This is a genomic window from Rhizobium sp. BK049, from assembly GCF_014193135.1.
Classification (GTDB): Bacteria; Pseudomonadota; Alphaproteobacteria; order Rhizobiales; family Rhizobiaceae; genus Rhizobium.
In genome coordinates this window covers 143512-166193 of sequence record NZ_JACHYV010000007.1, presented here as the reverse complement: position 1 = coordinate 166193, position 22682 = coordinate 143512, and the positions used below count along the sequence as shown (strand labels likewise).

General features: G+C 62.0%; 26 protein-coding genes and 1 pseudogene. 10 read left to right on the top strand and 17 right to left on the bottom strand.

Going from position 1 to position 22682, the window contains the following annotated elements; translation table 11 throughout:
• Positions 1-7 precede the first annotated feature (7 nt).
• Together FHT70_RS10045 and FHT70_RS10040 are read right to left on the bottom strand one after the other, a co-directional pair.
• Complete coding sequence (locus FHT70_RS10045) at positions 8-367, bottom strand: nuclear transport factor 2 family protein (RefSeq protein WP_011423650.1); 360 nt, start codon at positions 365-367, stop codon at positions 8-10.
• A 91-nt stretch (positions 368-458) separates the two neighbouring features.
• Positions 459-1454, bottom strand: coding sequence for an aldo/keto reductase (locus FHT70_RS10040; RefSeq protein WP_183700667.1), 996 nt, complete (start codon positions 1452-1454; stop codon positions 459-461).
• 129 nt (positions 1455-1583) lie between these two features.
• Between FHT70_RS10040 and FHT70_RS10035 the strand changes: the two genes are divergently transcribed.
• Positions 1584-2492 carry a LysR family transcriptional regulator gene (locus tag FHT70_RS10035; protein ID WP_183700665.1) on the top strand — a complete coding sequence of 303 codons (909 nt, stop codon included), beginning with the start codon at positions 1584-1586 and terminating at the stop codon, positions 2490-2492.
• Between the two features lie 27 nt (positions 2493-2519).
• On the opposite strand, the gene FHT70_RS10030 is transcribed toward FHT70_RS10035, so the two are convergent.
• Positions 2520-3017, bottom strand: coding sequence for a ferritin-like domain-containing protein (locus tag FHT70_RS10030; RefSeq protein ID WP_183700663.1), 498 nt, complete (start codon positions 3015-3017; stop codon positions 2520-2522).
• Positions 3018-3166: 149 nt separating this feature from the next.
• Between FHT70_RS10030 and FHT70_RS10025 the strand changes: the two are divergent.
• Positions 3167-3786 (top strand): annotated as a pseudogene (locus FHT70_RS10025) (hypothetical protein).
• On the opposite strand, the gene FHT70_RS10020 reads toward FHT70_RS10025, so the two are convergent.
• Positions 3773-4219 carry a GNAT family N-acetyltransferase gene (locus tag FHT70_RS10020; RefSeq protein ID WP_183700660.1) on the bottom strand — a complete coding sequence of 149 codons (447 nt, stop codon included), beginning with the start codon at positions 4217-4219 and terminating at the stop codon, positions 3773-3775. The pseudogene FHT70_RS10025 and the gene FHT70_RS10020 sit on opposite strands and share 14 nt — an antisense overlap.
• Before the next feature lie 13 nt (positions 4220-4232).
• Positions 4233-5180 carry an aldo/keto reductase gene (locus FHT70_RS10015; protein WP_183700658.1) on the bottom strand — a complete coding sequence of 316 codons (948 nt, stop codon included), beginning with the start codon at positions 5178-5180 and terminating at the stop codon, positions 4233-4235.
• Positions 5181-5416: 236 nt separating this feature from the next.
• Here FHT70_RS10015 and FHT70_RS10010 point away from each other — a divergent pair, with 236 nt between their 5' ends.
• Positions 5417-6403 (top strand): Gfo/Idh/MocA family oxidoreductase, encoded by a 987-nt coding sequence (locus FHT70_RS10010; RefSeq protein ID WP_183700656.1) that lies wholly within the window; start codon positions 5417-5419, stop codon positions 6401-6403.
• 9 nt (positions 6404-6412) lie between these two features.
• Here the strand turns inward: FHT70_RS10010 and FHT70_RS10005 are convergent, their stop codons facing one another.
• Positions 6413-6790, bottom strand: a complete 378-nt coding sequence (locus tag FHT70_RS10005; protein ID WP_097599529.1) for a GtrA family protein — start codon at positions 6788-6790, stop codon at positions 6413-6415.
• Positions 6787-7794: a glycosyltransferase gene (locus FHT70_RS10000; protein WP_183700653.1), complete on the bottom strand. Its 1008-nt coding sequence runs from the start codon at positions 7792-7794 to the stop codon at positions 6787-6789. The genes FHT70_RS10005 and FHT70_RS10000 overlap by 4 nt, the downstream gene beginning before the upstream one ends.
• A 162-nt stretch (positions 7795-7956) precedes the next feature.
• Between FHT70_RS10000 and FHT70_RS09995 the strand changes: the two genes are divergently transcribed.
• A complete protein-coding gene (locus FHT70_RS09995) occupies positions 7957-9804 on the top strand; it encodes a hypothetical protein (RefSeq protein ID WP_183700781.1) in 1848 nt (615 codons plus the stop codon).
• 28 nt (positions 9805-9832) lie between these two features.
• Here the strand turns inward: FHT70_RS09995 and FHT70_RS09990 are convergent, their stop codons facing one another.
• Positions 9833-10075: a hypothetical protein gene (locus tag FHT70_RS09990; protein ID WP_020920162.1), complete on the bottom strand. Its 243-nt coding sequence runs from the start codon at positions 10073-10075 to the stop codon at positions 9833-9835.
• A 339-nt stretch (positions 10076-10414) separates the two neighbouring features.
• On the opposite strand from FHT70_RS09990, the gene xseA reads away from it, so the two are divergent.
• Positions 10415-11995 (top strand): exodeoxyribonuclease VII large subunit, encoded by a 1581-nt coding sequence (xseA, locus tag FHT70_RS09985; RefSeq protein WP_183700651.1) that lies wholly within the window; start codon positions 10415-10417, stop codon positions 11993-11995.
• A gap of 2 nt (positions 11996-11997) precedes the next feature.
• Positions 11998-12588 carry an NAD(P)H-dependent oxidoreductase gene (locus FHT70_RS09980; protein WP_097599524.1) on the top strand — a complete coding sequence of 197 codons (591 nt, stop codon included), beginning with the start codon at positions 11998-12000 and terminating at the stop codon, positions 12586-12588.
• Here FHT70_RS09980 and FHT70_RS09975 read toward each other — a convergent pair whose 3' ends face one another.
• Positions 12589-13086, bottom strand: a complete 498-nt coding sequence (locus tag FHT70_RS09975; RefSeq protein ID WP_097599523.1) for a MarR family transcriptional regulator — start codon at positions 13084-13086, stop codon at positions 12589-12591.
• An 81-nt stretch (positions 13087-13167) separates the two neighbouring features.
• On the opposite strand from FHT70_RS09975, the gene FHT70_RS09970 reads away from it, so the two are divergent.
• The gene (locus tag FHT70_RS09970; protein WP_183700649.1) at positions 13168-14079 is read left to right on the top strand and encodes an EamA family transporter; all 912 of its coding nucleotides are present in this window, start codon (positions 13168-13170) and stop codon (positions 14077-14079) included.
• On the opposite strand, the gene FHT70_RS09965 is transcribed toward FHT70_RS09970, so the two are convergent.
• Together FHT70_RS09965 and FHT70_RS09960 are read right to left on the bottom strand one after the other, a co-directional pair.
• Complete coding sequence (locus FHT70_RS09965) at positions 14027-15280, bottom strand: aminopeptidase (protein WP_183700647.1); 1254 nt, start codon at positions 15278-15280, stop codon at positions 14027-14029. The genes FHT70_RS09970 and FHT70_RS09965 overlap by 53 nt on opposite strands.
• Before the next feature lie 233 nt (positions 15281-15513).
• A complete protein-coding gene (locus FHT70_RS09960; protein ID WP_097599520.1) occupies positions 15514-16197 on the bottom strand; it encodes a glutathione S-transferase family protein in 684 nt (227 codons plus the stop codon).
• A gap of 85 nt (positions 16198-16282) precedes the next feature.
• On the opposite strand from FHT70_RS09960, the gene FHT70_RS09955 reads away from it, so the two are divergent.
• Positions 16283-16723 (top strand): helix-turn-helix domain-containing protein, encoded by a 441-nt coding sequence (locus tag FHT70_RS09955; RefSeq protein ID WP_176536295.1) that lies wholly within the window; start codon positions 16283-16285, stop codon positions 16721-16723.
• Here the strand turns inward: FHT70_RS09955 and ybaK are convergent, their stop codons facing one another.
• From ybaK to FHT70_RS09940, 3 genes are all read right to left on the bottom strand, one after another.
• The gene (ybaK, locus tag FHT70_RS09950) at positions 16724-17197 is read right to left on the bottom strand and encodes a Cys-tRNA(Pro) deacylase (protein WP_097599519.1); all 474 of its coding nucleotides are present in this window, start codon (positions 17195-17197) and stop codon (positions 16724-16726) included.
• A gap of 3 nt (positions 17198-17200) precedes the next feature.
• Positions 17201-17551: an ArsC family reductase gene (locus FHT70_RS09945; RefSeq protein ID WP_183700645.1), complete on the bottom strand. Its 351-nt coding sequence runs from the start codon at positions 17549-17551 to the stop codon at positions 17201-17203.
• Positions 17552-17642: 91 nt separating this feature from the next.
• Complete coding sequence (locus FHT70_RS09940) at positions 17643-18704, bottom strand: succinylglutamate desuccinylase/aspartoacylase family protein (protein ID WP_097599517.1); 1062 nt, start codon at positions 18702-18704, stop codon at positions 17643-17645.
• A 287-nt stretch (positions 18705-18991) separates the two neighbouring features.
• On the opposite strand from FHT70_RS09940, the gene FHT70_RS09935 reads away from it, so the two are divergent.
• Positions 18992-19555, top strand: coding sequence for a methylated-DNA--[protein]-cysteine S-methyltransferase (locus FHT70_RS09935; RefSeq protein ID WP_183700643.1), 564 nt, complete (start codon positions 18992-18994; stop codon positions 19553-19555).
• Between the two features lie 16 nt (positions 19556-19571).
• Here FHT70_RS09935 and FHT70_RS09930 read toward each other — a convergent pair whose 3' ends face one another.
• The 3 genes from FHT70_RS09930 to FHT70_RS09920 are packed head-to-tail and all read right to left on the bottom strand — an operon-like array spanning position 19572 to position 21611.
• Positions 19572-20306 carry an SDR family oxidoreductase gene (locus tag FHT70_RS09930; RefSeq protein WP_097599515.1) on the bottom strand — a complete coding sequence of 245 codons (735 nt, stop codon included), beginning with the start codon at positions 20304-20306 and terminating at the stop codon, positions 19572-19574.
• Between the two features lie 38 nt (positions 20307-20344).
• Complete coding sequence (locus tag FHT70_RS09925; protein WP_183700642.1) at positions 20345-21187, bottom strand: oxidoreductase; 843 nt, start codon at positions 21185-21187, stop codon at positions 20345-20347.
• Between the two features lie 49 nt (positions 21188-21236).
• Entirely contained in the window at positions 21237-21611 is a 375-nt protein-coding gene (locus FHT70_RS09920) for an Atu4866 domain-containing protein (protein ID WP_183700640.1), read from the bottom strand.
• Between the two features lie 126 nt (positions 21612-21737).
• On the opposite strand from FHT70_RS09920, the gene FHT70_RS09915 reads away from it, so the two are divergent.
• The gene (locus tag FHT70_RS09915) at positions 21738-22634 is read left to right on the top strand and encodes a LysR family transcriptional regulator (protein WP_183700638.1); all 897 of its coding nucleotides are present in this window, start codon (positions 21738-21740) and stop codon (positions 22632-22634) included.
• The last annotated feature ends 48 nt before the right edge of the window (positions 22635-22682 follow it).

The following is a 22682-nucleotide window of genomic DNA, read 5'->3' as shown; positions in this document are numbered from 1 at the left end:
GGTCTTTTCATGTGTGCAAATGATAGAGTTTGCTGACGATCACCCATCGGCCTTCGATCTTCAGCAGCGATAGATAGTCGGTGAAGCGCATTCCGGCGAAATCATCGGTGACCTTCACGCTTGCCGCGTCACCCTCGACATCGACGTTCTGAATGTCCATGAAAGGCTGCGTGCCGGGAGGGGCCGGCTCCTCGGCCAGGATTGCGGCGATGAATTCGTCCCGCGTCAGCCATTCGACGGCATTCTGGTAATAGCCGATGATCGAGCTTTTCGGGTGAAAGGCCTTCTTCAAGGCTGCCGCATTGGCGAAGGCCATGCCTTCGACATAGAGGTGAACCGTCTGCTCGACTGCCTGTCTGTCCGACATGTTTCCATCCCGTTCTCCAAGATGGCGTTAGATAGTTTCGCCGGCCGCGAAGGCAAGCCCGACCTGTGCGACCGGCCGGGCTTGTCCGTTCTCAAATGTTCGTCATGGCAAGCGAGGCATCCGAATAGCGCTTGCCCGCCACCTGTGCCGCTGGGATCGCCTCGCCGAGTTGATCGAGCTCCTCCGCGCTGAGCGTGATATCGGCAGCGGCGACGTTTTGTTCGAGGTGGTGAAGCTTGCGCGCGCCGGGGATCGGCACGATGTCGTCGCCCTGGTTCAGCACCCAGGCCAGTGCCAGCTGCGCCGCGGTCACGCCTTTTGCGGCGGCAAGCTTTTCGAGCGTTGCGACAAGCGCGGCATTGGCGTCGAAATTCTCCGCTTGGAAACGCGGTACCTGCCGGCGGAAATCGTCGTAGGCAAGGTCGTCGGCCTTGCGGATCGCTCCTGTCAGGAAACCGCGCCCGAGCGGGCTGTAGGGCACGAAGCCGATGCCGAGTTCGCGGCAGGTGGCAAGCACATCCTCTTCGGGATCGCGCGTCCACAGCGAATATTCGCTCTGAAGCGCAGCGATCGGATGGACCGCATGCGCGCGGCGGATCGTGGCGCTGCCGGCTTCCGAGAGGCCGAGGGCACGGACTTTCCCTTCCTTCACAAGCTCGGCCATGGCGCCGACGGTCTCCTCGATCGGCACGTTGGGGTCGACCCGGTGCTGGTAGAAGAGATCGATGGTCTCGATGTCCAAACGCTTCAGTGAGGCTTCGGCAACCGCACGCACATGTTCAGGACGGCTGTCGACACCGGCGATGGCGGCAGCGCCGGCCTGGCTGGTATCGATCTTGAAGCCGAATTTGGTGGCGATCACCACGCGGTCGCGGAAGGGCTTCAGCGCTCTTCCGAGAAGAACCTCGTTGGTGAAGGGACCATAGACTTCGGCCGTGTCGAAGAAGGTGACGCTGAGATCGACGGCGCGGTGCAGCGTCTTGACCGATTCCGCTTCGTCGCTGGCGCCATAGGCAAAGCTCATGCCCATGCAGCCGAGGCCGACGGCAGAGACCGTGAGATCGTTTCCGAGTTTTCTGGTTTTCATGATGCGCTCCTTTTCTGAGCTGACGTCGAACCGGTTGGGAGATCATTGCGGTACGGCCAGAATATATCGGCGCCGTATCAATCAAAAAATGCATGCAGTTTCTAACAACCTGTTCTATAATTTAGATCAATGAACAGAAGGCAACTCTCTCAACTCGCCGTTCTCGCCGCCGTCTCGGAACATCGCAGCTTCCGAGCCGCGGCCAAGGAACTGCTCGTCGCGCCGTCGGCGGTCAGCCACGCCATATCTAGCCTGGAGGAAAGTCTCGGCGTCAGGCTCCTGGCGCGCACGACCCGCAGTGTCGCGCCGACGGAGGAAGGTCGGCTGCTTCTCGAAAGGTTGCGTCCGGCGCTCGAGGAAATCGGTATCGCATTGGAGGCGGTCAACGATACGCGCGGCAAACCGGCCGGAAACCTGCGCATCACGGCGCCGCGCTTCGCCTCCGATATTCTGCTCGCCCCGCGCCTTGGCGATTTCCTCAATCTCTATCCCGATATCACGCTGGAGATCGCCAATGAGGACGGCTTCACCGATATCGTCAAGGAGGGTTTCGACGCGGGCATCCGGCTGGAGGAGAGCCTGGAGGCCGATATGATCGCCGTCAGAATCTCGCCCAATCTGACGACAGTGATTGCGGCCTCGCCCGAATATTTCGAACGCTATCCGAAGCCGCAGCACCCGCGTGATCTCGTCCATCATCGCTGCATCAAGCGACGCTTCACCAACGGCTCCATCTATCGTTGGGAATTCGAAAAGGACGGGCAGGAACTGATCGTCGCGGTCGACGGGCCGCTTGTCGTCAGCGAGGACCGGCTGGCCCTTCTTGCGGCGCTGAACGGCGCCGGTCTTGCCTATCTCTTCGATATGCGGGTGCATACTGAACTGTCGGCCGGCAGGCTGGTGCGGGTGCTGGAGGATTGGTGTGCGCCCTATCCCGGGCCGTTTGTCTATTATCCGAGCCGGCGGCAGATGCGGCCGGCGCTGCGCGCCTTTATCGATTTCTTCAGGTATGTGGAGAGGGATGCGGGCGGCCGGTGAGGGCCGCCGCTCGTTTGCCTCGTTTCCTCAGGCGGCTTTTGCCTTCTGGTTTGCCGCCGTCGTGGCGAGCTTGGTAAGGTTCTTGTCGGTGGCCGTTTCCTCCTGCAGCGTCTGGTCGAGCAGGGCGACGACATCCTTCAGGCCGATCGTTGCGGCCCAGGTCTTCAGCGTGCCGTAACGGGCGATTTCGTAGTGCTCGACCGCCTGGGCGGCGGAGATCAGCCCGGCATCCAGCGCCGGTGTGCCCTTGAATTCTTCCATGATCTCTTCGCCCTCGGCGATAATGCCCTGGATCGCCTCGCAGGTCTTGCCCTGGGCGCGCTTGCCGATCTTTTCAAAAACCTGCTGCAGGCGCTCGACCTGGGCTTCGGTTTCCTCGAGATGCTTCTGGAAACCGGCCTTCAGTTCGGAGGACTGGGCGGCGCGCGCCATCTTCGGCAGGGCGCGCAATATCTGCCGCTCGGCAAAATAGATGTCCTTGAGCGTGTCGTAGAACAGATCTTCCAACGTCTTTTCCTTGGCCATTTTCTCGATCCTTGTTTTGGGAAAGGCCGCGAACGCGGCGACACACTAAGAAGCAAAGATCGCGCAATTTGTTCCCGACCGATTTTCCGGTGGACTGGAAAACCGCGCCGGGCAATCATCCTGCCGCCGATGTGGAGGAAGAAAAGCTCATGCGAAAGCCGGGTTCGATGAAAGGTCTGGAGGATCTCGGCCGCGTACGGCTGTCGCAAAACTTCTTCTTCGCGATTTCCTCCATTCCGAAATCGCCGATTTCTACCGCATTCCCAATATTCCTGAGAATCCCGACCTTGCGATCGAGGCCGGCAGAAGACTTTGCGAGGAACTGCTGGAGCCGCTCGAAGCGACGTTCGGGCGCCTGCACATCCGCTCCGGCTATCGTTCGCCTGAGGTGAACAAGTTCGGCAACGAGAACAATCTCAACTGTTCGACCAATGCCGCCACATCAGCGGATCATATCTGGGACATGCTCGATTTCGATGGCTGCATGGGCGCGACCGCCTGCATCGTCGTGCCGTGGATGATTGATCATTACCGCGACGAAAGAGATTGGCAGCGACTTGCCTGGTGGATCCACGATCACCTCCCTTATGCCTCGCTTTGTTTTTTCCCCAAGCTCTGGGCCTTCAACATCCAGTGGCACGAACGGCCGAAGCGGGTGATCCAGAGTTATATCAGGCCGCGCGGCATCCTCACCAAGCAGGGCATGGCGAACTGGGAAGGCGACCATTCCGGATGGTATGAGGGATTTCCAGCACTCAGAAGAAACTGATACGGTAGCGGATATGACCGTCGGTTTCGACATAGCTGTCGTAGAGCGCTCGAGCGGCCCTGTTTCCTTCGCTCGTATGCCAGTAAAGCCGCGACCAGCCCTTGGCCTTGCCGAGCGCGACGAGATCGTCCATCAGCGCCCGCCCGACGCCTTTTCCCCGTGCGTCGGAGTCGACGAACAGGTCTTCGAGGTAGCAGTCTCTACCGCGGATCCACGTGCCTTCATGGGTGAGATAGAGCGCAAATCCCATCACCCGGCCATCGACTTCGGCGACGCGCATCGCGATCGCCGAAGCGGGATCGAAGACCCGGCGCCACGTGTGATCGGTGATGTCGGCATCGACCGTCACTTCGTAAAAAGCCAGATAGGCCGCCCAGAGTTCACGCCAACGGGCTTCGTCCTCGGGGCTGGCATCGCGTATCGTTACGGTCATGGGCTTTCCTGTTTCAGGCACCGGCTTCGTCGAGCAGCGCCATTGCTTCTTCAGAAAGTGCAAGTGTCGCTGATTTCACCAGGCTTTCAAGCTGCGATAGACTGGTTGCGCTCGCGATCGGTGCCGTCACGCCCTTCTTGCGCAACAGCCAGGCGAGCGAGATTTCCGCGGGTTTGGCGCCGGTCTCGGCCGAAACCTGATCAAGCGCGGCGAGGATGCGCAGGCCCTTGGCATCGAGATATTGCGAAACCCGACCTTCCCGAGCGCGGCCTTCCGTATCGGCCTTAGTGCGGTATTTGCCGGTGAGGAAGCCGGCCGCGAGGCTGAAATAGGTGATGACGCCGATGTCTTGCTTGATGCAGAGTTCGGCCAGTGGCCCCTCGAAGCTCGCGCGCTCGTAAAGATTATATTCCGGCTGCAGCACGTCGTATCGCGGCAGGCCGGCCTTCTCGGCTGCGTCGAACGACGCCTGCAGCAGATTCGCATCATAGTTCGAGCAGCCGATGGCGCGGACCTTGCCCTGCTGCTTCAGCTTGGCGAAGGCGCCGAGCGTTTCCTCGTGCGGCGTATCGGCATCCGGCCAGTGCGCGAGATAGAGATCGATATAGTCCGTCTGCAGCCGGCGCAGCGAATCCTCCACCGCCTTCAGGATGTATGCCTCCTTGAGTGTCTTTCCCTGTCCCATGTCCGAGCCGACTTTGGTAATGATCACGGCCTTGTCGCGGGAAATTCGCGCCTGCTTCAGCCACCGCCCGATGATCTCCTCGGAATCGCCGCCCTTGTTGCCGGGAAGCCACGCGGAATAGACATCCGCCGTGTCGATGGTGTTGAGCCCCGCGTCGAAGAAGGCGTCGAGAATGGCGAAAGATGTTTTCTCGTCGGCCGTCCAGCCGAAGACATTGCCGCCGAAGACGATCGGCGACACCGAAAGACCTGTTTTCCCAAGCCGGCGCATGTTCATGACGCTCTCCAAAATGAATAATTTGATTGAAACCGCGGATACGGCAGGGCGCCGGCCCGGAGCATGATGCCGAAAAGTGCGAACGATTTTCGGAGTCATCATGCTTGTTGTTTCGCCTAACCTAGCGCGATCCGGGCGGGAGGGAAGCCAAGTTTCCGTGATTTCAGCTTGTGCCATTGCGCCGCAGCAGAGGCCTGCATATGGTTCGCGGAAAATCAGCTTTGGGAGATTGGATCATGTTGCGTTTCGGTATCATATCAACGGCGAAGATCGGCCGCGACAACGTCGTTCCAGCAATTCAGGACGCGGAAAACTGCGTCGTCACCGCAATCGCAAGCCGCGATTTCGCGCGCGCGAGCGAGATGGCGGACCGCTTTTCCGTGCCGCATGCCTTCGGCTCCTACGAGGAGATGCTCGCCTCCGACGTCATCGACGCCGTCTATATCCCGCTGCCGACGTCGCAGCATATCGAATGGTCGATCAAATCAGCCGATGCCGGCAAGCATGTGCTCTGCGAAAAGCCCTTGGCGCTGAAGGCCGATGATATCGACGCCGTCATCGCTGCCCGCGACCGCAATCGCGTGGTGGTCACCGAAGCCTATATGGTCACCTATTCCCCAGTCTGGCAGAAGGTGCGTTCACTGATCGGCGAGGGTGCGATCGGTTCGCTCCGGCATGTGCAGGGCGCTTTCACCTATTTCAACCGCGACCCCGCCAATATGCGCAACGTTCCGGAACTCGGCGGCGGCGGCCTTCCCGATATCGGCGTCTATCCCGTCATGAGCACCCGTTTTTCCACCGGCAAGGAGCCGCTCTCAGTCCAAGCGATCACCGAGCGCGATCCGGATTTCGGCACGGACATCTATTCGAGCGTCAAGGCCGATTTCGGCGATTTCGAGTTGAGCTTCTACGTCTCGACGCAGATGGCCAACCGCCAGGTCATGGTCTTCCATGGCACCGAAGGTTACATCGAGGTCAAGTCGCCCTTCAACGCCAATCGCTGGGGACCGGAAGAGATCGAACTGGCCGATCGCAGCCACAATGAATCGCGCATCTTCCGCTATCAGGACAGCCGCCAATACAGGCGCGAGGTCGAGGCCTTCGCTCGGGCGGTAAAGAACGGCAAGGAAGAGATCGTCACGCTCGAAAACTCGAAGCTGAACCAGAAGGTGATCGATGCGATCTACCGCGCCAGCGAGAAGGACGGCTGGGAGCCAGTCTGATCATTCCGCTCATTCCGGGCGGAAGACGAAGCGCGAATAGCCGAAGAAGCTGAAGACCATCGAGGCGACGCTGGCGATCACCATGGCGGCCAGCGGCTGGAGCGTGGGCAGCGAAAGCAGCAGCGCAGAGTAAAGCCCGTAATTGACAAGCGCCGCCGTCACGCCGACCGAGCCGTAGCGGAAACCCTCGGCAGCAAGCGACCGCCCGGAACGATCGAAGGTGAAGCTGCGATTGAAGGCCCAGGTGGTCGCCATTGCCACCCCGATGGCGACGAGCCGCGCCAGAAATGGGCCGAGCGGCGTCAGATGGAGCAGCGCCGCCAGCATGCCGGCATCGACAAGGAAGCCGATGCCGCCGCCGATCGCGAAGCGGACGAGCTTTCTCATGCCGCATCCGCCTTTCCGGGACGTTCACGCGATGCCGTTTTTGCGTCGGCGAGCGGCGCCTTGGCCGCGCTGGCGGTCTCCAGGCTCATATAATGGATGCGCAGCTGCTCGGCCCGGGCCCGGGCCACGGAATCCAGGATGACGCCGGCGGTAAAAAGCATGAAGGAGATCATCATCAGCGCCATCGACAGCACCCAGGTCGGCATGCGGCTGACGAGGCCCGTGTCGAAATATTCCGCCAGCACCGGCGTCATGAAGCCGAGGCTCGTCAGCATGAAGGCGGCGCTGATCGCGCTGAAGAAGGCGAAGGGTCGCGTTTCCTTCATCAGCATCGCGAACATCCAGAGGATTTTTCCGCCGTCGCGGAACGTCGAAAGCTTGGAGTGCGAACCTTCCGGGCGGCGGCCATAATCGAGCTCCAGCTCGCTGACCGGAAGTTTCAGCCGGGAGGCATGCACCGACATCTCGGTTTCGATCTCGAAGCCGCCGGATACTGCCGGGAAGCTCTTGACGAAGCGGCGCGAGAAAGCGCGGTAGCCCGAAAAAATATCGGTGAAGTCGGGGCCGAAGATCGTCCGGTAGAGCAGGTTGAAAAGCCGGTTGCCAAGCGCATGGCCCTGACGGCCGGCATCGGCATGCACGCCGCGCCGGGTTCCCACAACCATGTCGGCGCGTTCGGTCAGAAGCGTCCGCACCAGCTCCTCGGCATCGCCGGGTGGATAGGTTCCGTCGCCGTCGGCGATGATGTAGATGTCGGCCTCGATGTCGGCGAACATGCGGCGCACGACATGTCCCTTGCCTTGCCGCCGCTCGCGCACGACATGCGCTCCGGCCAGCATCGCCTGCAGCGCGGTGCCGTCGGTGGAATTATTGTCGTAGACGTGGATTGCGGCATCCGGCAGCGTCGCCCGGAAGCCCTGCACCACGGAGCCGATCGTCGCAGCTTCATTATAGCAGGGAAGCAGGACGGCAATGTCCGGGTGATGGGAACGCGTTCGGGCCATGACTCTACTCGCTACACTGAAAAGCCGCCAACAGCTTAAATCATGCAGCGTTAATAAGACCCTATGACCAAGGCAAAATCGGCTGCCTGCGCAAACCGCTTTACACTTTCTTGATCGGCGCCCGCTAAGGTTCGGCGATCTGGAAACGAGTTGCTAACCACGATGAATGCCGTGCAGCCGATTGCCAATGCGTCGACCGTGACCGCCGCCCGCAGGAGCCGGCTCGGGGCGCTGCTGACGCGTCTCTGGCCCGCCGTCATCGCCTATAGTGTCATCCTCGCCGCCGTCATCCTTGTTACCAAGCTCTCCGGCGCCACGGATTATGTCGGTCCCGACAATGACGATGGCATGCGTCTCGTCGAGGTTCGCGATTTTCTTGCCGGTCAGGGCTGGTTCGATCTGATGCAATATCGTCTCGGCCTTGCCGGCGGTACGTTGATGCACTGGTCGCGTTTGATCGATCTGCCGATCGCTTCGCTGATCTGGTTCTTCGACCTGTTTGCGCCGCGTGAAACCGCCGAGGCGCTGGCGCTGGCCGTCTGGCCCGTATCGCTCATCTTTCCTGCCATGCTCGCCATGGGCGTTGCCGGCCGGCGGATCGGCGGCATTGCGGGTATGCATATCGCCCTCGGTCTCACTGCTCCGGCGATCTACATTGGAAACCGCTTCGCCCCTGGCGCCATCGATCATCACAATGCGCAGCTGGCGCTGGTCGCGACGATGGTGGCGATGCTCATGGATCCCGCGCGTCGCGGTTGGAGCTACGCGGTCGCCGGCGTTGCGGCGGCTGTCGCCATCGCCATCGGCGCCGAGACCACTCCTTTCGTCGCTGCCGTCTGCCTCACGGTCGCGCTGCTCTGGGCATGGGAAGGCGAGAATTTTTGCGCTGCGGCCCGGGCCTTCGGGCTGTCGCTGACGATTGCGATCAACATTCTTTTCTTCGCAACGGTTCCGCCCCGGCTCTATTCGATGGTTACCTGCGACAATCTCTCGCTCGGCTACTACAGCCTGGCGGCGATCGGCAGCGGCCTCCTGTTGTTTTCGGCCATTTTTGCGAGCCGCTTGCGTCGACCCTTGCGCTTTATCGCGCTCGCCTTTGTCGGCGCCGGCGTTTTTGGTGCGGCGATCGTCATCGCACCGCAATGCCTGAGCGATCCGTTGGGCAGTCTCGATCCGATGCTGGTCGAACTCTGGCTGCGCCATATTTCGGAAGCCCAGTCGCTCCTGGCGCTGGCGCGCACCGATCCCACCTTGGTCGGAGCCTTCTATGCGGCAGGTCTGCTCGGCATTGCCGTCTGCATCTTTCGCCTCATTCAGCGCGATCGCGTGCAGATCCACCTTATCCTGCTCTTCCTGCTTGCCACGAGCTGGGCGATCGCGCTGGTCCAGGTGCGCGGCTCTTCCTTCTCGAACCTGCTTTCGATCCTGCCGCTCGCCCTGCTGATTATCGATGTCAGGCGCATCTCCAACAGCGACAGCGAAAATGTTGCTGCCGCCCTTGTCTATGTGACGAGTGTTCTCGCAAGCGTTCCGGCGGTCTGGGCCGTCGGCGGCGGGCTTGTTTCAATGCAGATGGAGAACGATGCGCAGAACAAGGCGGCGGAGCCGGCAAAAGCGTTTTCCTGCACATCGAAAGAGGCGCTGGCACCGCTTGGCGAACTACCGCCCGGCCTGGTCTCCGCGCCATCGGAAATGGGTGTGCCGATCCTCCGATTCACGCAAAATCGGGTTCTCGCCGCCCCCTATCACCGAGATCAGGGCGGCATGCTGACGCAATTGCATATCGGCCTGGCAAAGCCGCAGGAGGCGGAAGCCTTTTTGAAGGGAGCCGGTGTGACGGCGCTTGCTTTCTGCCCGAAGGACCTGCAGACGCGCGAACTTGCCAAACTGAAGCCGGATGGGCTCTATGCCGAACTCGGCAAGGGGAATATTCCGCCCTATCTGGAACCACTTGCAAAAGTGCCGGATACGGGCGTCCAGTTCTTCCGCTACCGGCCGACGGCGAATTGACGCCGGCAGCCTTTATGTTGCGCTGACGTCAGTGAGACGTGCGGACGGCCCGCAGACGGTCGCTGGCATAAAGCCCGAGCACAAAGAGGATAAGACCGCCATTATAGCCGAGAATGGCATAAACAAGCGCCAGAAGTGACACTGGCCCCGGCGAGGTTATCGCCGCCAGGGTGAAGCTCATTCCGATCAACGCGGCCACCAACGCGATCCCGGCGGCCGAGCGCATTAACCCGGCGCTGATGCCCAATGCTGCTGCTGTGAGAATAATCATGTCAGCACCTTCCCAGAGAGAACGAGGGGAAGAATAGGAAGCGCCAACTAACAAAGATTTACCGGCTCTCTCGGCTGAAAATCCTTTGTATTGCGGTGGTTAGCAATCCCTTTCGGGTAAAACGCGCTTTTTATCTATGCGTTCCCCGGCGAAACGGATTTTCCCGTTTTTCTTGTCATTTTTTCTCCTGCAACGACCGCATGCACGCAATGCCCATAGTATGAGCCTTGATAGAACGGCGTCGACTCTGCCACGCTAACCGTTCAGCCGTCGGGAAAACGGGTCTCTCCGGCGGTCGCGGACCTTCCTGTTTCCCGCCAATGGAAATAGAAAGGAGGGATGAGCAACCTCTTCGACAGCGATTCGCCGACCAACCTTGCCGAATATTCGGTTTCGGAGCTTTCCGGCTCGATCAAGCGCACCGTCGAAACCGCCTTCGATCAGGTTCGCGTGCGCGGGGAAATATCCGGTTATCGCGGTCCGCACTCCTCCGGCCACGCTTATTTCGCACTGAAGGACGATCGCGCCCGCATCGACGCCGTGATCTGGAAGGGCACGTTCTCGCGGCTGAAGTTCCGCCCCGAGGAAGGCATGGAGGTGATCGCCACCGGCAAGGTCACCACTTTTCCGGGCTCCTCGAAATATCAGATCGTCATCGAGACGCTGGAGCCGGCAGGCGCCGGCGCGCTGATGGCGCTGATCGAGGAGCGCAAGCGCAGGCTCGGTGCCGAGGGCTTGTTCGATGCGGCCCGCAAGAAGCGGCTTCCCTTCATGCCGCATGTGATCGGCGTTGTCACTTCGCCGACCGGCGCCGTCATCCGCGATATCCTTCACCGCATCTCCGATCGGTTTCCCGTGCATGTCCTCGTCTGGCCGGTGAAGGTCCAGGGGGAGGGATCCGGCGAGGAGGTGGCGAACGCCATCCGCGGCTTCAACGCGCTGGGGCCCGCGGGCGCCATCCCCCGCCCGGATGTGCTGATCGTCGCGCGCGGCGGCGGCAGCCTGGAAGATCTCTGGAGTTTCAACGACGAGATCGTCGTGCGCGCCGCTGCAGAAAGCCGCATACCGCTGATCTCGGCCGTCGGCCACGAGACCGACTGGACGCTGATCGACTATGCCGCCGATGTTCGCGCTCCGACGCCGACCGGGGCGGCGGAAATGGCCGTGCCCGTCAAGGCGGAGCTCGATGCGCAGGCTGCGGCGCTTGCCGCCCGGCTGCAGGGCTGCATGAACCGGCAGATGGATCAGCGCCGCCAGTCCGTCCGTAGTCTGATGCGGGCATTGCCCTCGCTCGATCAGCTTCTCGCCTTGCCGCGCCGCCGTTTCGATGAAGCGGCCGTCGGTCTTGGTCGCGGGCTGGAACTCAACACCATCAACAAGCGTCGCGGCTTCGAGCGTATGGCCTCGCATCTGCGCCCCGATGTGCTCTCCAATCGCATCGCCGAGCGACGCCAGCTTCTGAGCGAGCGCATGGCGCGGGCCGAGCGCACAATCGAGCGTCTGCTAGATCGCTCGAAATCCCGCATTGACCGCGCCGAGGCCATTCTCACTTCGCTGCCGGGGCGGCTGAAGACCCAGACAGACCGCAGTCGTGAGCGGCTCGGCAACCTTTCGCGCCATGCCGATACGGCGATCCGCCATCAGCTGACGCGCGCCCGCGCCGAACTTTCCGCGCAGGACCGCGTGCTGCAGTCGCTCTCCTACAAGAATGTGCTGAAGCGCGGCTACGCCGTCATTCGCGATGAGGACAACAGGCCGGTCTCGCAGGCGGCGGCACTTTCTGCCGGCATGGGCATCGCCATCGAATTTGCCGACGGCCGGGTCGGCGCCATGACCACAGAAGGCGGCGTACCGCCCACCGGGGCGAAGAAGCGGGGTGCAAGACCAGCGGATGCGCCGAAGCAGGGAAGCTTGTTCTGACGATGCGGATCCTGCTGGTGCTTGCCCATCCGCTGCCGGAAAGTTTCGCTGCCTCGGTGGCGCGCACGGCCCGCGAGGCACTGCAAGCGTCCGGGCATGTTGTCGATCTCATCGATCTCTACGCTGAGGATTTTGATCCGCGCCTTTCCGAAGCCGAGCGCCGCGGTTACTTCGATATGCCCTACGACACTTCGGCCGTTGCCGGCATCGTTGGCCGCCTGAAGGCGGCTGATGGTCTCGTCCTCGTCTTTCCGCAATGGTGGTTCAATTTTCCAGCCGTGCTGAAAGGGTTCTTCGATCGCATCTTCGCGCCCGGCGTGGCCTTCACGCACGATGCCGCCGGCGGGCGCATCGTGCCCGAGCTTACCAATATCCGGCTGCTCTATGCGTTGACCACGACGGGATCGCCCTGGTGGCTGGTGCATCTTTATATGGGCGATCCCGTCCGCCGCCTGCTGAAGCGCGGCATTGCCGCATTCTGCGCGAAGAAGCTCGTCTTCCGCATGCTGAGCCTGCACGACATGGACCGTGCGACTGATGCCAGGCGCAAGGCGCATTTGGAGCGCGTCCGTAAGTTGCTCGCCGCAGTCTGACTATTCAAAGTCCGACAGGAACTTCTTGAGCAGCCGGTCGAACGTGGCCCTTTCCTCGGGTGTCAGATTGCGCGTCAGCCGCTGCTGATTGGCGACATGGGCGCCGACCGCCTCTTCGACGGTCGCAAGTCCCTTGTCGGTCAGCGCAATCAGCACGCTGCGCCTGTCCTGCGGATTGACGATGCGCTCGACGAATCCAGCTTTCTCCAACTGGTCAATCCGGTTCGTCATCGTGCCGGAGCTCACCATCGTCATCTCCAGAAGCTCGCCCGGCGAAAGCCGGTGCGGCGCGCCTGAACGGCGAAGTGTGGCTAGGACGTCAAAGGCCGGCGTTGAAAGCCCGTGCTTCATGAGCACGGCTTCGACCTCGCGGCCGAGATGGGTGCCGAGGCGCTTCAGGCGCCCGAGGATGCCCATCGGTTCGACGTCGAGGTCGGGCCGCTCGCGCCTCCATTGCGCCAGGATTCGGTCGACGTGATCTTGCTTCTCTTCATTCATGTCACATCGATAGCAGTGGATATCTTGACGTCAAGATAAAATGGACTATGCTGAATTTATCTTGATATAGAGATTCTTGATATGAAGACAAATTCCCGCCATATCGTCGGCGTGTTGACGACCGCTATCGCCCCCGCCATCTGGGGCAGCACCTATTTCGTCACGACGTCCTTCCTGCCGCAGGGTTATCCGCTGTCTATCGCCATGCTGCGTGCTTTGCCGGCCGGCCTGCTTCTCCTGCTCATTGTCCGGAAGCTGCCGACGGGGGTCTGGTGGGGCCGCGCCTTCATTCTCGGGGCGCTGAACTTCTCGTTCTTCTGGGCAATGCTCTTTGTTTCGGCCTATCGCCTGCCGGGCGGCGTCGCGGCCACGGTCGGCGCCGTTCAGCCGCTGATTGTCATCGCCCTGTCGCGCCTCTTCCTCGGCAAGCCGATCCGCTTCCTTGCCGTCGTCGCCGGCCTGATCGGTATGGCAGGCGTCGCGCTGCTGGTGCTGACGCCGAATGCGGCGCTCGATCCTCTGGGCGTTGCGGCTGGCCTTGCCGGCGCCGTCTCCATGGCCTTCGGCACCGTGCTGACCCGTCACTGGCAGCCGCCTGTTTCCAGCCTTACCTTTACGTCATGGCAATTGACCGCGGGCGGTATCCTGCTCGTGCCCGTCGCCTTGCTGCTTGAGCCGGCGCTACCGGTGCCGACGGCCGCCAATATTCTCGGAATCGCCTGGCTTGGCCTGATCGGAGCGGCCTTTACCTATCTGCTGTGGTTTCGCGGTCTGTCTCGCATCGAGCCCTCGGCTGCGGCGTCGCTCGGCTTCCTGAGCCCCGTCGTTGCCACTCTTCTCGGCTGGCTGGCGCTCGGCGAGAGCCTGACGCCGGCGCAGCTTGCCGGCTTCGCCATGGTCCTTGCCAGCGTCTGGCTCAGCCAGCGCACGGTGATGCCGCTCAGGCCCACTCGCCCTGCCGCATCACCGGAACCCGCCCACCGTCCGGTGTGATGCCGTCGATATCGACCTTGTCGGAGCCGATCATCCAGTCGATGTGGATCAGGCTGGAATTGCCGCCCTGCGCCTTGATCTGCTCCTGGCTCAGTGAAGCGCCATCGAGGAAGCACTTGGAATAGCACTGGCCAAGCGCGATGTGGCAGGAGGCGTTTTCGTCGAACAGCGTGTTGTAGAACAGAATGCCGCTCGCCGAGATCGGCGAGGAATGCGGCACGAGCGCCACTTCGCCGAGCCGGCGCGCGCCCTCGTCGGTATCAAGCACCTTATTCAACACTTCTTCGCCGCGTGACGCCTTGGCTTCGACGATCCGCCCACCCTCGAAGCGCACCTGGATATTGTCGATCAGCGTGCCCTGGTGCGACAGCGGTTTGGTGCTCGAGACATGGCCTTCGACCCGCAAAGCATGCGGCGTCGTGAACACCTCTTCAGTCGGAATATTCGGATTGCAGGTAATGCCGTTCTTGGCGGTGGAGGCGCCGCCATGCCACTCATGTCCGTCGGCAAGACCGACCGTCAGATCGGTGCCCGGCCCCTTGAAATGCAGCGAGGCAAAACGCTCGCCGTTCAGCCAGGCTGAGCGCTTGGCGAGATTGGCATTGTGCTCCGCCCAGGCGGCGACGGGGTCGCTGACATCGACGCGCGAGGCGGCAAAGATCGCCTTGGCGAGCTTGGCGATTGCGATCGGTTCCGGGTCGTCGGGGAAGACCACCTTGGCCCAGGAGGGGTTGGGATAGGAGACGATGTTCCAGTTGATGTCGAAATTCGAGATCTTTTCCAAGGCCGGCTTATAGGAGGTTGATGTGGCGCGATTGGCGCGGCCGACCTTGCCGGCATCCTGCTCGGAAAGCAGCATTGGATTGTCGCCGGCGACCGCCAGACGGGCCGCCCCGTTGGCATAGGCCTTGGCCATGCCCTCGTAGAGCCAGTCGGAGGCGCGGTCGAAGCTCTCGTCGCTGCCGTACTGATAACGCGCCAGCGTCGTTTCCTCGTCGGAGTAGAAGGCGCTCACCAGACCGGCGCCGGCCTGATACGCGTGTTTGGTGATGAGGCGAACGAGCGGGAGCGCCACAACAGGCGCGGTGATCACCAGATCCTGGCCCTTCTGCAGTTGCAGCCCGACCTTGACCGCGACTTCCGCGAGTTTCTCCAGCTTGACGGGATCAACGGTGTTCTGGCTCTGGGGCATGAAAGTCATGGTGCAACCTGCCTTCTGTCATCGACGCTAAAGCAATTCCAGGAAAAGTGCGAAGCGGTTTTCCGTCTGGAATTGCGTAAGTTCAAGAGATTAGAGCGGTTCTGCTCTTCCGTGAAAAGCTGAACCGCTCCAAGAGGCTGAAAGACTTAGACCCGTTTGCGGCGAAAATGAAGCGCGCCGCCGCCGATTTGAAACCGGCCGGCGCCATGCCCGACCCGCTTCAGCATCACGCCTCAGGCCGCGACGGGCAGCCTGAGCAGGATCGACTTGTGCTTTTCCAGGAATTCCAACAGCCGCTGCGGATAATCCTCGCCGACGGCGTCTTTCACGCTCCGCCGTTCGCCGAGCGCGCTCCGCCAGCGCGTCACCCGCTCGAGCCCCTCGAAGATGCCGCTATCCCCCAGCCTGTCGAAAACATCGAAATACCGAAAGATCGGCGCGAAGACGGCATCGACGAGGCTGAAGCTGCTGCCGGAAAAATAAGGTCCATCCCCGAGCGCTCCTTCGAGCGTCGTAAACTTGGCGATCAGCGCCTTGCGCTTGGCCTCCAGCTGTTCCACCTCCGTGGCCGTTTCATAGCCCCAGAGATCGGAAAGCACGGACGAGCCGAACTCCATCCAGCCGCGATGGCGGGCGCGGGCAAGCGGATCGGCAGGATGCAGGGCAGGTCCCGCCTGCGTCTCCTCCAGATATTCGCAGATGACGCTGCTTTCGAAGAGGACGGCCTCGCTGCCATCCTCTTCCTCGATCCTCAGCAGCGGCACCTTTCCGAGCGGCGAGATCTGCAGGAACCAGTCCGGCTTGTTGGCAAGGTCGATGTTGACGCGCTCGAAGGGAACACCCTTTTCGTGAAGCGCGATGGCGGCGCGTTGCACATAGGGGCAGAGATGGTGGCTGATGAGGGTAAGCCTGCTCATGAACGTCTCCTCGCAGTTTTGATAGATGCATTTGCATATAGTAGTGCTTGCGGCTTTGCGCAAGATAAATGTATCTGCATCTATCATGGAAAAGATGCCGAAGCCGAGCGAAACCGCCACCTCTGCCTGGACCAGCATTATGCGCGCTCGCGAACGGCTGCTCGCCGCGATCGAAGCCGATCTGAAAGCGGCCGGCATGCCGCCGCTTGCCTGGTATGACGTGCTGTGGGAACTGGCGCGCGCGAACGACGGCAAGCTGCGGCCCTACGAGATAGAGGAGCGGACATTGCTGGCCCAGTATAATCTTTCCCGGCTGATCGACCGGCTGGAAAGAGAGGGCTTGGTCCGGCGTGAGGTCTTCGCCGAGGATGGCCGCGGGCGCTGGGTTCTGATCACCGATGCCGGCCGAACGCTTCGCACCCGGATGTGGACTGTCTATGCCGCAGCGATCGAGAGCCATGTCGGCAGCAAGCTTGCCGAAGACGAGGCGAAGGCGATTTCCGGTCTGCTCGCTCGTTTCCTCTGATCAGGCGACCAATGGCGCGCCGACGGCTTTTACCACCTTCAGTGCATCCTTCGGATCAAGCCGCACCTGCAGCCCCCGCTGTCCGCCATTGATATAGACGAGCGGCTCTGCGAGAGCGATCTCCTCGATTGCCATCGGCACGGTCTTCCTCTGGCCGAAGGGGCTGATGCCGCCGACATGGTAGCCCGTCAGCCGTTCGGCATCGGCAGGCTTCATCATATTGGCGGATTTACCGCGAAAGGCGCTGGCGAGTTTCTTCATGCTGACTTCGCGATCCGACGGCACGACAACGCAGACGGGCTTGCCGTCCACCTCCGCCATCAGCGTTTTCAGCACGCGCTGCGGCGCCTCGCCTAAGGCTTCTGCCGCCTGCAGCCCAACACGCTCCGCGCCCGGATCATAATCATAGCTGTGGATGGTAAAGGCGACACCCGCCTGGGAGAGAACCTGTGTCGCGCGCGTGGTCTTGGACATTGCTCAGCGCCCGAACAGATCCGAATAATTCTCCGGCCTGAAGCCGATCAAGAGCTTGCCTTCCGTCTCCAGCACCGGCCGCTTGATCATCGACGGCTGGTCGAGCATCAGCGCGATCGCCTTCTCCCGGCTCAGGTTCTCGCGCTCGGCATCGGGCAGTTTTCGAAAGGTGGTGCCGGCGCGGTTGAGCACCGTATCGAGGCCGGCTTCATCGATCCAGACTTCGAGATGGGCGCGGTCGATGCCGAGTGCCTTGTAATCGTGAAACTCATAATCGACGCCATGTTCTTCCAGCCAACTACGGGCTTTCTTCATCGTGTCGCAATTCTTGATGCCATAGATGGTGACGGCCATGCCCGATCGATCTCCCTGTGATGGCAACGGGATAGCATGCGCGACAGCCGGCGCAAATGCCGCCCGGGCATTTGTCCCGGGCAGCGCCTGCTCAACTCTCCAGCGTGCCGGCCTTGCGTGTGGCCTTGCTCGGCCTGGCGCAGACGATCTTCATCAGGTCGCCGCGCCGGCGCACCAGCCGATCCGAGGTTCGGGTCAGGACCAGCCCATCCTGCGGCGCATGCAGGTCGATGCTGCCGTCAGGCTGACCCGGCCGGGTGACGATCGTCGCCAGAAGTTCGCCCTCTGCAATCCTGTCACCGATCGTGCGATGGAAGAGCACGGCGCCGCCTTCGGGAGCGCGGATGATCTCCACATTGTCGAGCGGCACGGCGGGACCGACAAACATGGCCGGCGCCATTCTGTTGTCGCTCACGATCCCCCGTGCGGCGAGAAAACGCCAGAGCCCGTCCGCATCCCGCTTCGCCAGCAGCGGATCGACGTCGCGCTTGCCGCGCAGCTCGACGGTGACCGAAAGCTTGCCCGGCAGTCGGGATTGTCGTTCGCCGGGAACCGCATATTTCCATGCAAAACCGACGGCCTCCTCGAAGGCCGAGCTTTCGCCATCCGAAAGCAGCACGGCCTCCATGTCGAGCGCGGCGGCAAGGTCGGCCGCCTCCGGCCAGAAGGCCTCATCGATATAGGCATATTGCAGTGATTCGTCGTCGCAGTGCAGATCGAGGACGAGGTCGGCCCCGAGCGCCATGTGCAGAAGCCGCCGCTTCAGCTGGTCGGTAGCCGGATAATCAGTGAAATCTTCCGTCAGTATTGCCCGATCGGTGACGCTTATCAGCGGAAAATCCCGGTTGAAATTGGTGCGGGAACCGAGATCGAAGCGACCCTGCAATTCGCCGAAATGCGATTGCGCCGCGCCAATGGGGTTGGCCTGCGGTACGATGGTGATGTCGCCTGCGACCGCGCCTTCGCTTTCCGCCCGACGCAGCCGCTCCGAGAGGAAATGCAGGAGCGCCGTTCCCGGCAACTCACCGGCGTGAAGCGCCGCCTGAATGTAGGCCTTCGGCGCCTTCGGATCACGGCCAGCAAAACGCAGCACCGGCAGCCGCCACGCCGTTCCCGGCGTATCGCCTGGGATGATGATCTCCGAAACGTCCATGCTGTCCTTGCTCCGCATTCACCAGCCCGACCAGCTTTATGCGCTGAAAACCGGCGAGCGCAAGCCTCACCGCCACCCTTGCCTCACCGAGGCCCGAAGAAAAGCAGGTTGCCGCTATGATTGATCTTGCCTCGCCGTCGAGATGATGCACGAAACATCAAAAGTGCCTGCTTAATCGGCTTCCAAGCCTATAGGAACAAAAAAAGAACGATCTAGGCAAGAAACGGGTTGAAACAGCGGCAGCTCCATACGATCCTTTGGGACATCGAAAACGCGGAGGCTATGTCATGGCTGAGACAAGGCACCACTATCTCATCTTCGAAACCGCGGGCGGCTTCTGCGGCATCGCCTGGGGCGACGCCGGCATCGTCCGTTTCCAGCTGCCGACGAAAACCGCGGAGGCTACCGAGCGGCTGCTTCTGCGCCGACTGCCCGATGGTGCGCCCGGCGCGCCGACGCCTCAGGTGCTCGAGACCGTCGCAGCGGTGAAACGCTATTTCCAAGGGGAGGAAACCGATTTCTCCTGCGTCCAACTCGATCTTGCCGGCCAGAACGACTTCTTCCGGGATATTTATGCGGCGGCACGGCGTGTCGGCTGGGGCCGCACGACCACCTATGGCGCGCTGGCGAAGGAGCTTGGCGTCGGGCCGGAAGCGGCCGGCGATGTTGGTCAGGCGATGGCGAAAAACCCAGTCGCCCTGATCATTCCCTGCCATCGGGTGCTGGCCGCCGGCGGCAAGATCGGCGGCTTCTCCGCGCCCGGCGGCTCAACATCGAAGGCCCGCATGCTGGAGCTTGAAGGCGTCAGCCTCGCCCCGCCGCCGCCCGCCCAGCAATCGCTGGGTTTTTAGGCGAAATGCCGGCAGTTCAATGCGGGCTGGCAGTCGGCCGGATGACGATCTCGCTAACATCGACGTCATCGGGCTGGCTGATGGCGTAGAGGATCGCATTGCCGACGGCTTCGGGGCTGATGGTTACCGCCCTGAAAGCCTTCATCGCATCCCGCGCAGTGGGATCGGTGATCGTGTCGGCGAGTTCCGATGTCGTGGTTCCGGGAGAGACGACGGTGACGCGGATACGATCTGTCTCCTGACGCAATCCATCCGAGATTGCCCGCACCGCGTATTTCGTCGCGCAATAGACGGCGGCAGTCGGCGAGACGCTGTGGCCGCCGATCGAGGACAGGTTGATGATCTGCCCCGATCCCTGTGCCTTCATGATCGGAAGAGCGGCCGCTATGCCGTAGAGAACGCCCTTAATATTGACGTCGACCATTCGGTCCCACTCGTCGACCTTGAGTGCGTCGAGCGGCGAGAGCGGCATGATGCCGGCATTGTTGACGATGACGTCGAGGCGGCCGAATTCGGACTTGGCGAAGCCGGCAAAGGCTTCCACCTGGGCACGGTCGGTGACGTCGAGCTTGCGCAGACGCACCGTTCCACCTCCAGCTTCGATTTCGCCGGCGAGCGCCTCCAGTCGGTCGCTGCGGCGCGCGCCGATCACGATCCGGGCGCCCGCCGCGGCCAGCACCTTTGCCGTGGCCTCTCCAATGCCGCTGCTGGCTCCGGTGATGGCGATGACCTTTCCTTCGATGTCAGACATTTCACACTCCATGTGCAGGTTGAGGGTAGTTGTGGCGATCAGCTGGGGAAATCGGCGCTGAGCGTCGTGTCAGCCCAGGCATCGAAATTGGCGCGCAGCGTGTCCAGCCGTTCGCGGGCGATCTTCAGGGAAGCTGCCCCGAGCAGCAGCCGCAGCGGCGGCTCGCCCGCCTCGAAGGCCGATATGATTGCGCTTGCCGCGCGTGCGGGATCGCCCGGCTGCTTGCCGGAAACCGAGCGGGTGGCCTGGCGCCGCTTGCCCGCGGTTTCGGCATAGTCTTCGAGGATCGTGCTGGATTCGACCATCGAGCGGCCGGCCCAATCGGTGCGGAAGCCGCCGGGCTCCAGGATGGTCACACGGATGCCAAGCGGACCGACCTCATGGGCCAGCGACTCCGACAGGGCTTCGACCGCAAACTTGGTGGCATGGTAGTAGCCGGTTGCAGCGAAGGCGACGAGCCCGCCGAGCGAGGAGACGTTGAAGATATGCCCCCGCCGGCGTGAGCGCATGCCAGGCAGAACTTGTTTGGTCACGGCGATCAAGCCGAAGACATTGGTCTCGAATTGGGCGCGGATCTCGGCATCCTCGCCCTCTTCGATTGCCGAGAGATAGCCATAGCCGGCATTGTTGACGAGGACATCGATGGCGCCGAACTGCGCCTCGGCTTCACGGACCGCAGCAGCGATAGAGCGGCCGTCGGTTACGTCGAGGGCGAGGGCCAACGCCCGCTCGCCATGTGCTGCCGTGAGGTCGCCGAGTGTATCGGGTTTGCGCGCCGTAATGGCAGCGCGCCAGCCGCGCGCCAGAACCGCTTCGGCGAGTGCCCGGCCGAGGCCGGATGATGCGCCGGTAATGAACCAGATGGGTGTGGTGGAAGACATGTCGTCATCCTTTCCGGCCGTCCTATGCGGCCTTTTCGGTGTGCGGGGGTCATTTGCGGCGAAGCACCATGCCGCCATGATGGAGCGTGTTGTCGTCGACGAAATCGCCATCGGCGGTGAAGCCGGTATCGTCCCAATACTCGATATGTGTTCCGGTGACTTCGTAGCGTCCGCGATAGGCGCTCTCCCGGCGTCCGCGGGCCTCGTCGTAACGATTGTCGGGCCGGAGTTCGTGTCGGACGCGGCCGTCGTCGGTGACCCACATTCCGACATAGGGATGCTGCTGCATGGTGTTCTCGCTTGGCTGTTGGAACTTGGATTTTCGCTCGTTCGAGGCGTCGGCGGGCCACGTGGGGAGCGCCGTGCCGGTTAGAATGATTGCGGTGAAGAGATGCAGAACTGGGCTGCTGTAAAACTTTGGCATCGCTCTTCCTTTCGACGCGGGCAGCACTCGCGGCTAGCTCATGCCTTGCCCTCGACAGAACATAATCTTGGCGAGCCGCGCGATTAAGTTGCCAATGCCGAATGGCTTGGTTAGCATAGCTAACCAATGGCCGATGATCTCGAAGGCATTTCAGTCTTTCTCGCCATAGCGGAGGCGCGGAATTTCCGGCTCGCCGGCGAGCGCCTCGGCGTGACCCGCTCCGCCGTCAGCCAGGCCTTGCAACGCCTTGAGGACCGGCTTGGTGCGCCCCTGGTTCAGCGCACGACGCGCAGCGTCAGCCTGACCGAGGCCGGCGAAGTCTTCCTTGAGGCGGTTCGTCCCTCGATGCGCCAGGTCAGCGATGCGATGCAGACGGTGCGCGACATGCAAGCGCGCCCGAGCGGCCTGCTGCGGGTCACTGTTTCCTCCATCGCCGAGCGCTTCCTATCCGGGACTTTGCTCGCCGGCTTCATGCAGACCTGCCCCGGCATCAAGCTCGATATCACCATCACCGATGACGAATTCGACATCGTCGAAGCCGGCTTCGATGCTGGTGTGAGACTGGGCGAGGTGATCGAGCAGGACATGATCGCGGTACCGGTCTCGTCTCAACAGAGACAATGCGCCGCCGCATCGCCAAGCTATCTCGAGCGTCACGGTTCGCCTCGCCATCCCCGCGACCTGCAGAACCACGCCTGCATCGGATGGCGGCCGCGCCCGGATACCGCGCCCTATCGCTGGGAGTTCACGGAGAACGACCGCGACTTCGACGTCGCCGTCGATCCCGTGGTCACGACCAATGACATGGGAATGATGATCCGCATGGCCTGCGCCGGGGCCGGGATCACCTTCGGCATGGTGGAAACCTTCGCGCCCTATGTCGATCGCGGCGAGCTCATCCCGCTGCTGGAGGATTTCTGCCCGCCCTTTCCTGGTTTCTATCTCTACTATCCCAGGCGCCAGAGGCAGCCAGTGAAACTGCGCGCGCTGGTCGACTATGTGCGCCGGTCGGCCGATCGTTAGACCTACTCGAGTGCCGTGCCGCCGGCATGGTTGCTGCGAGCATGTGGT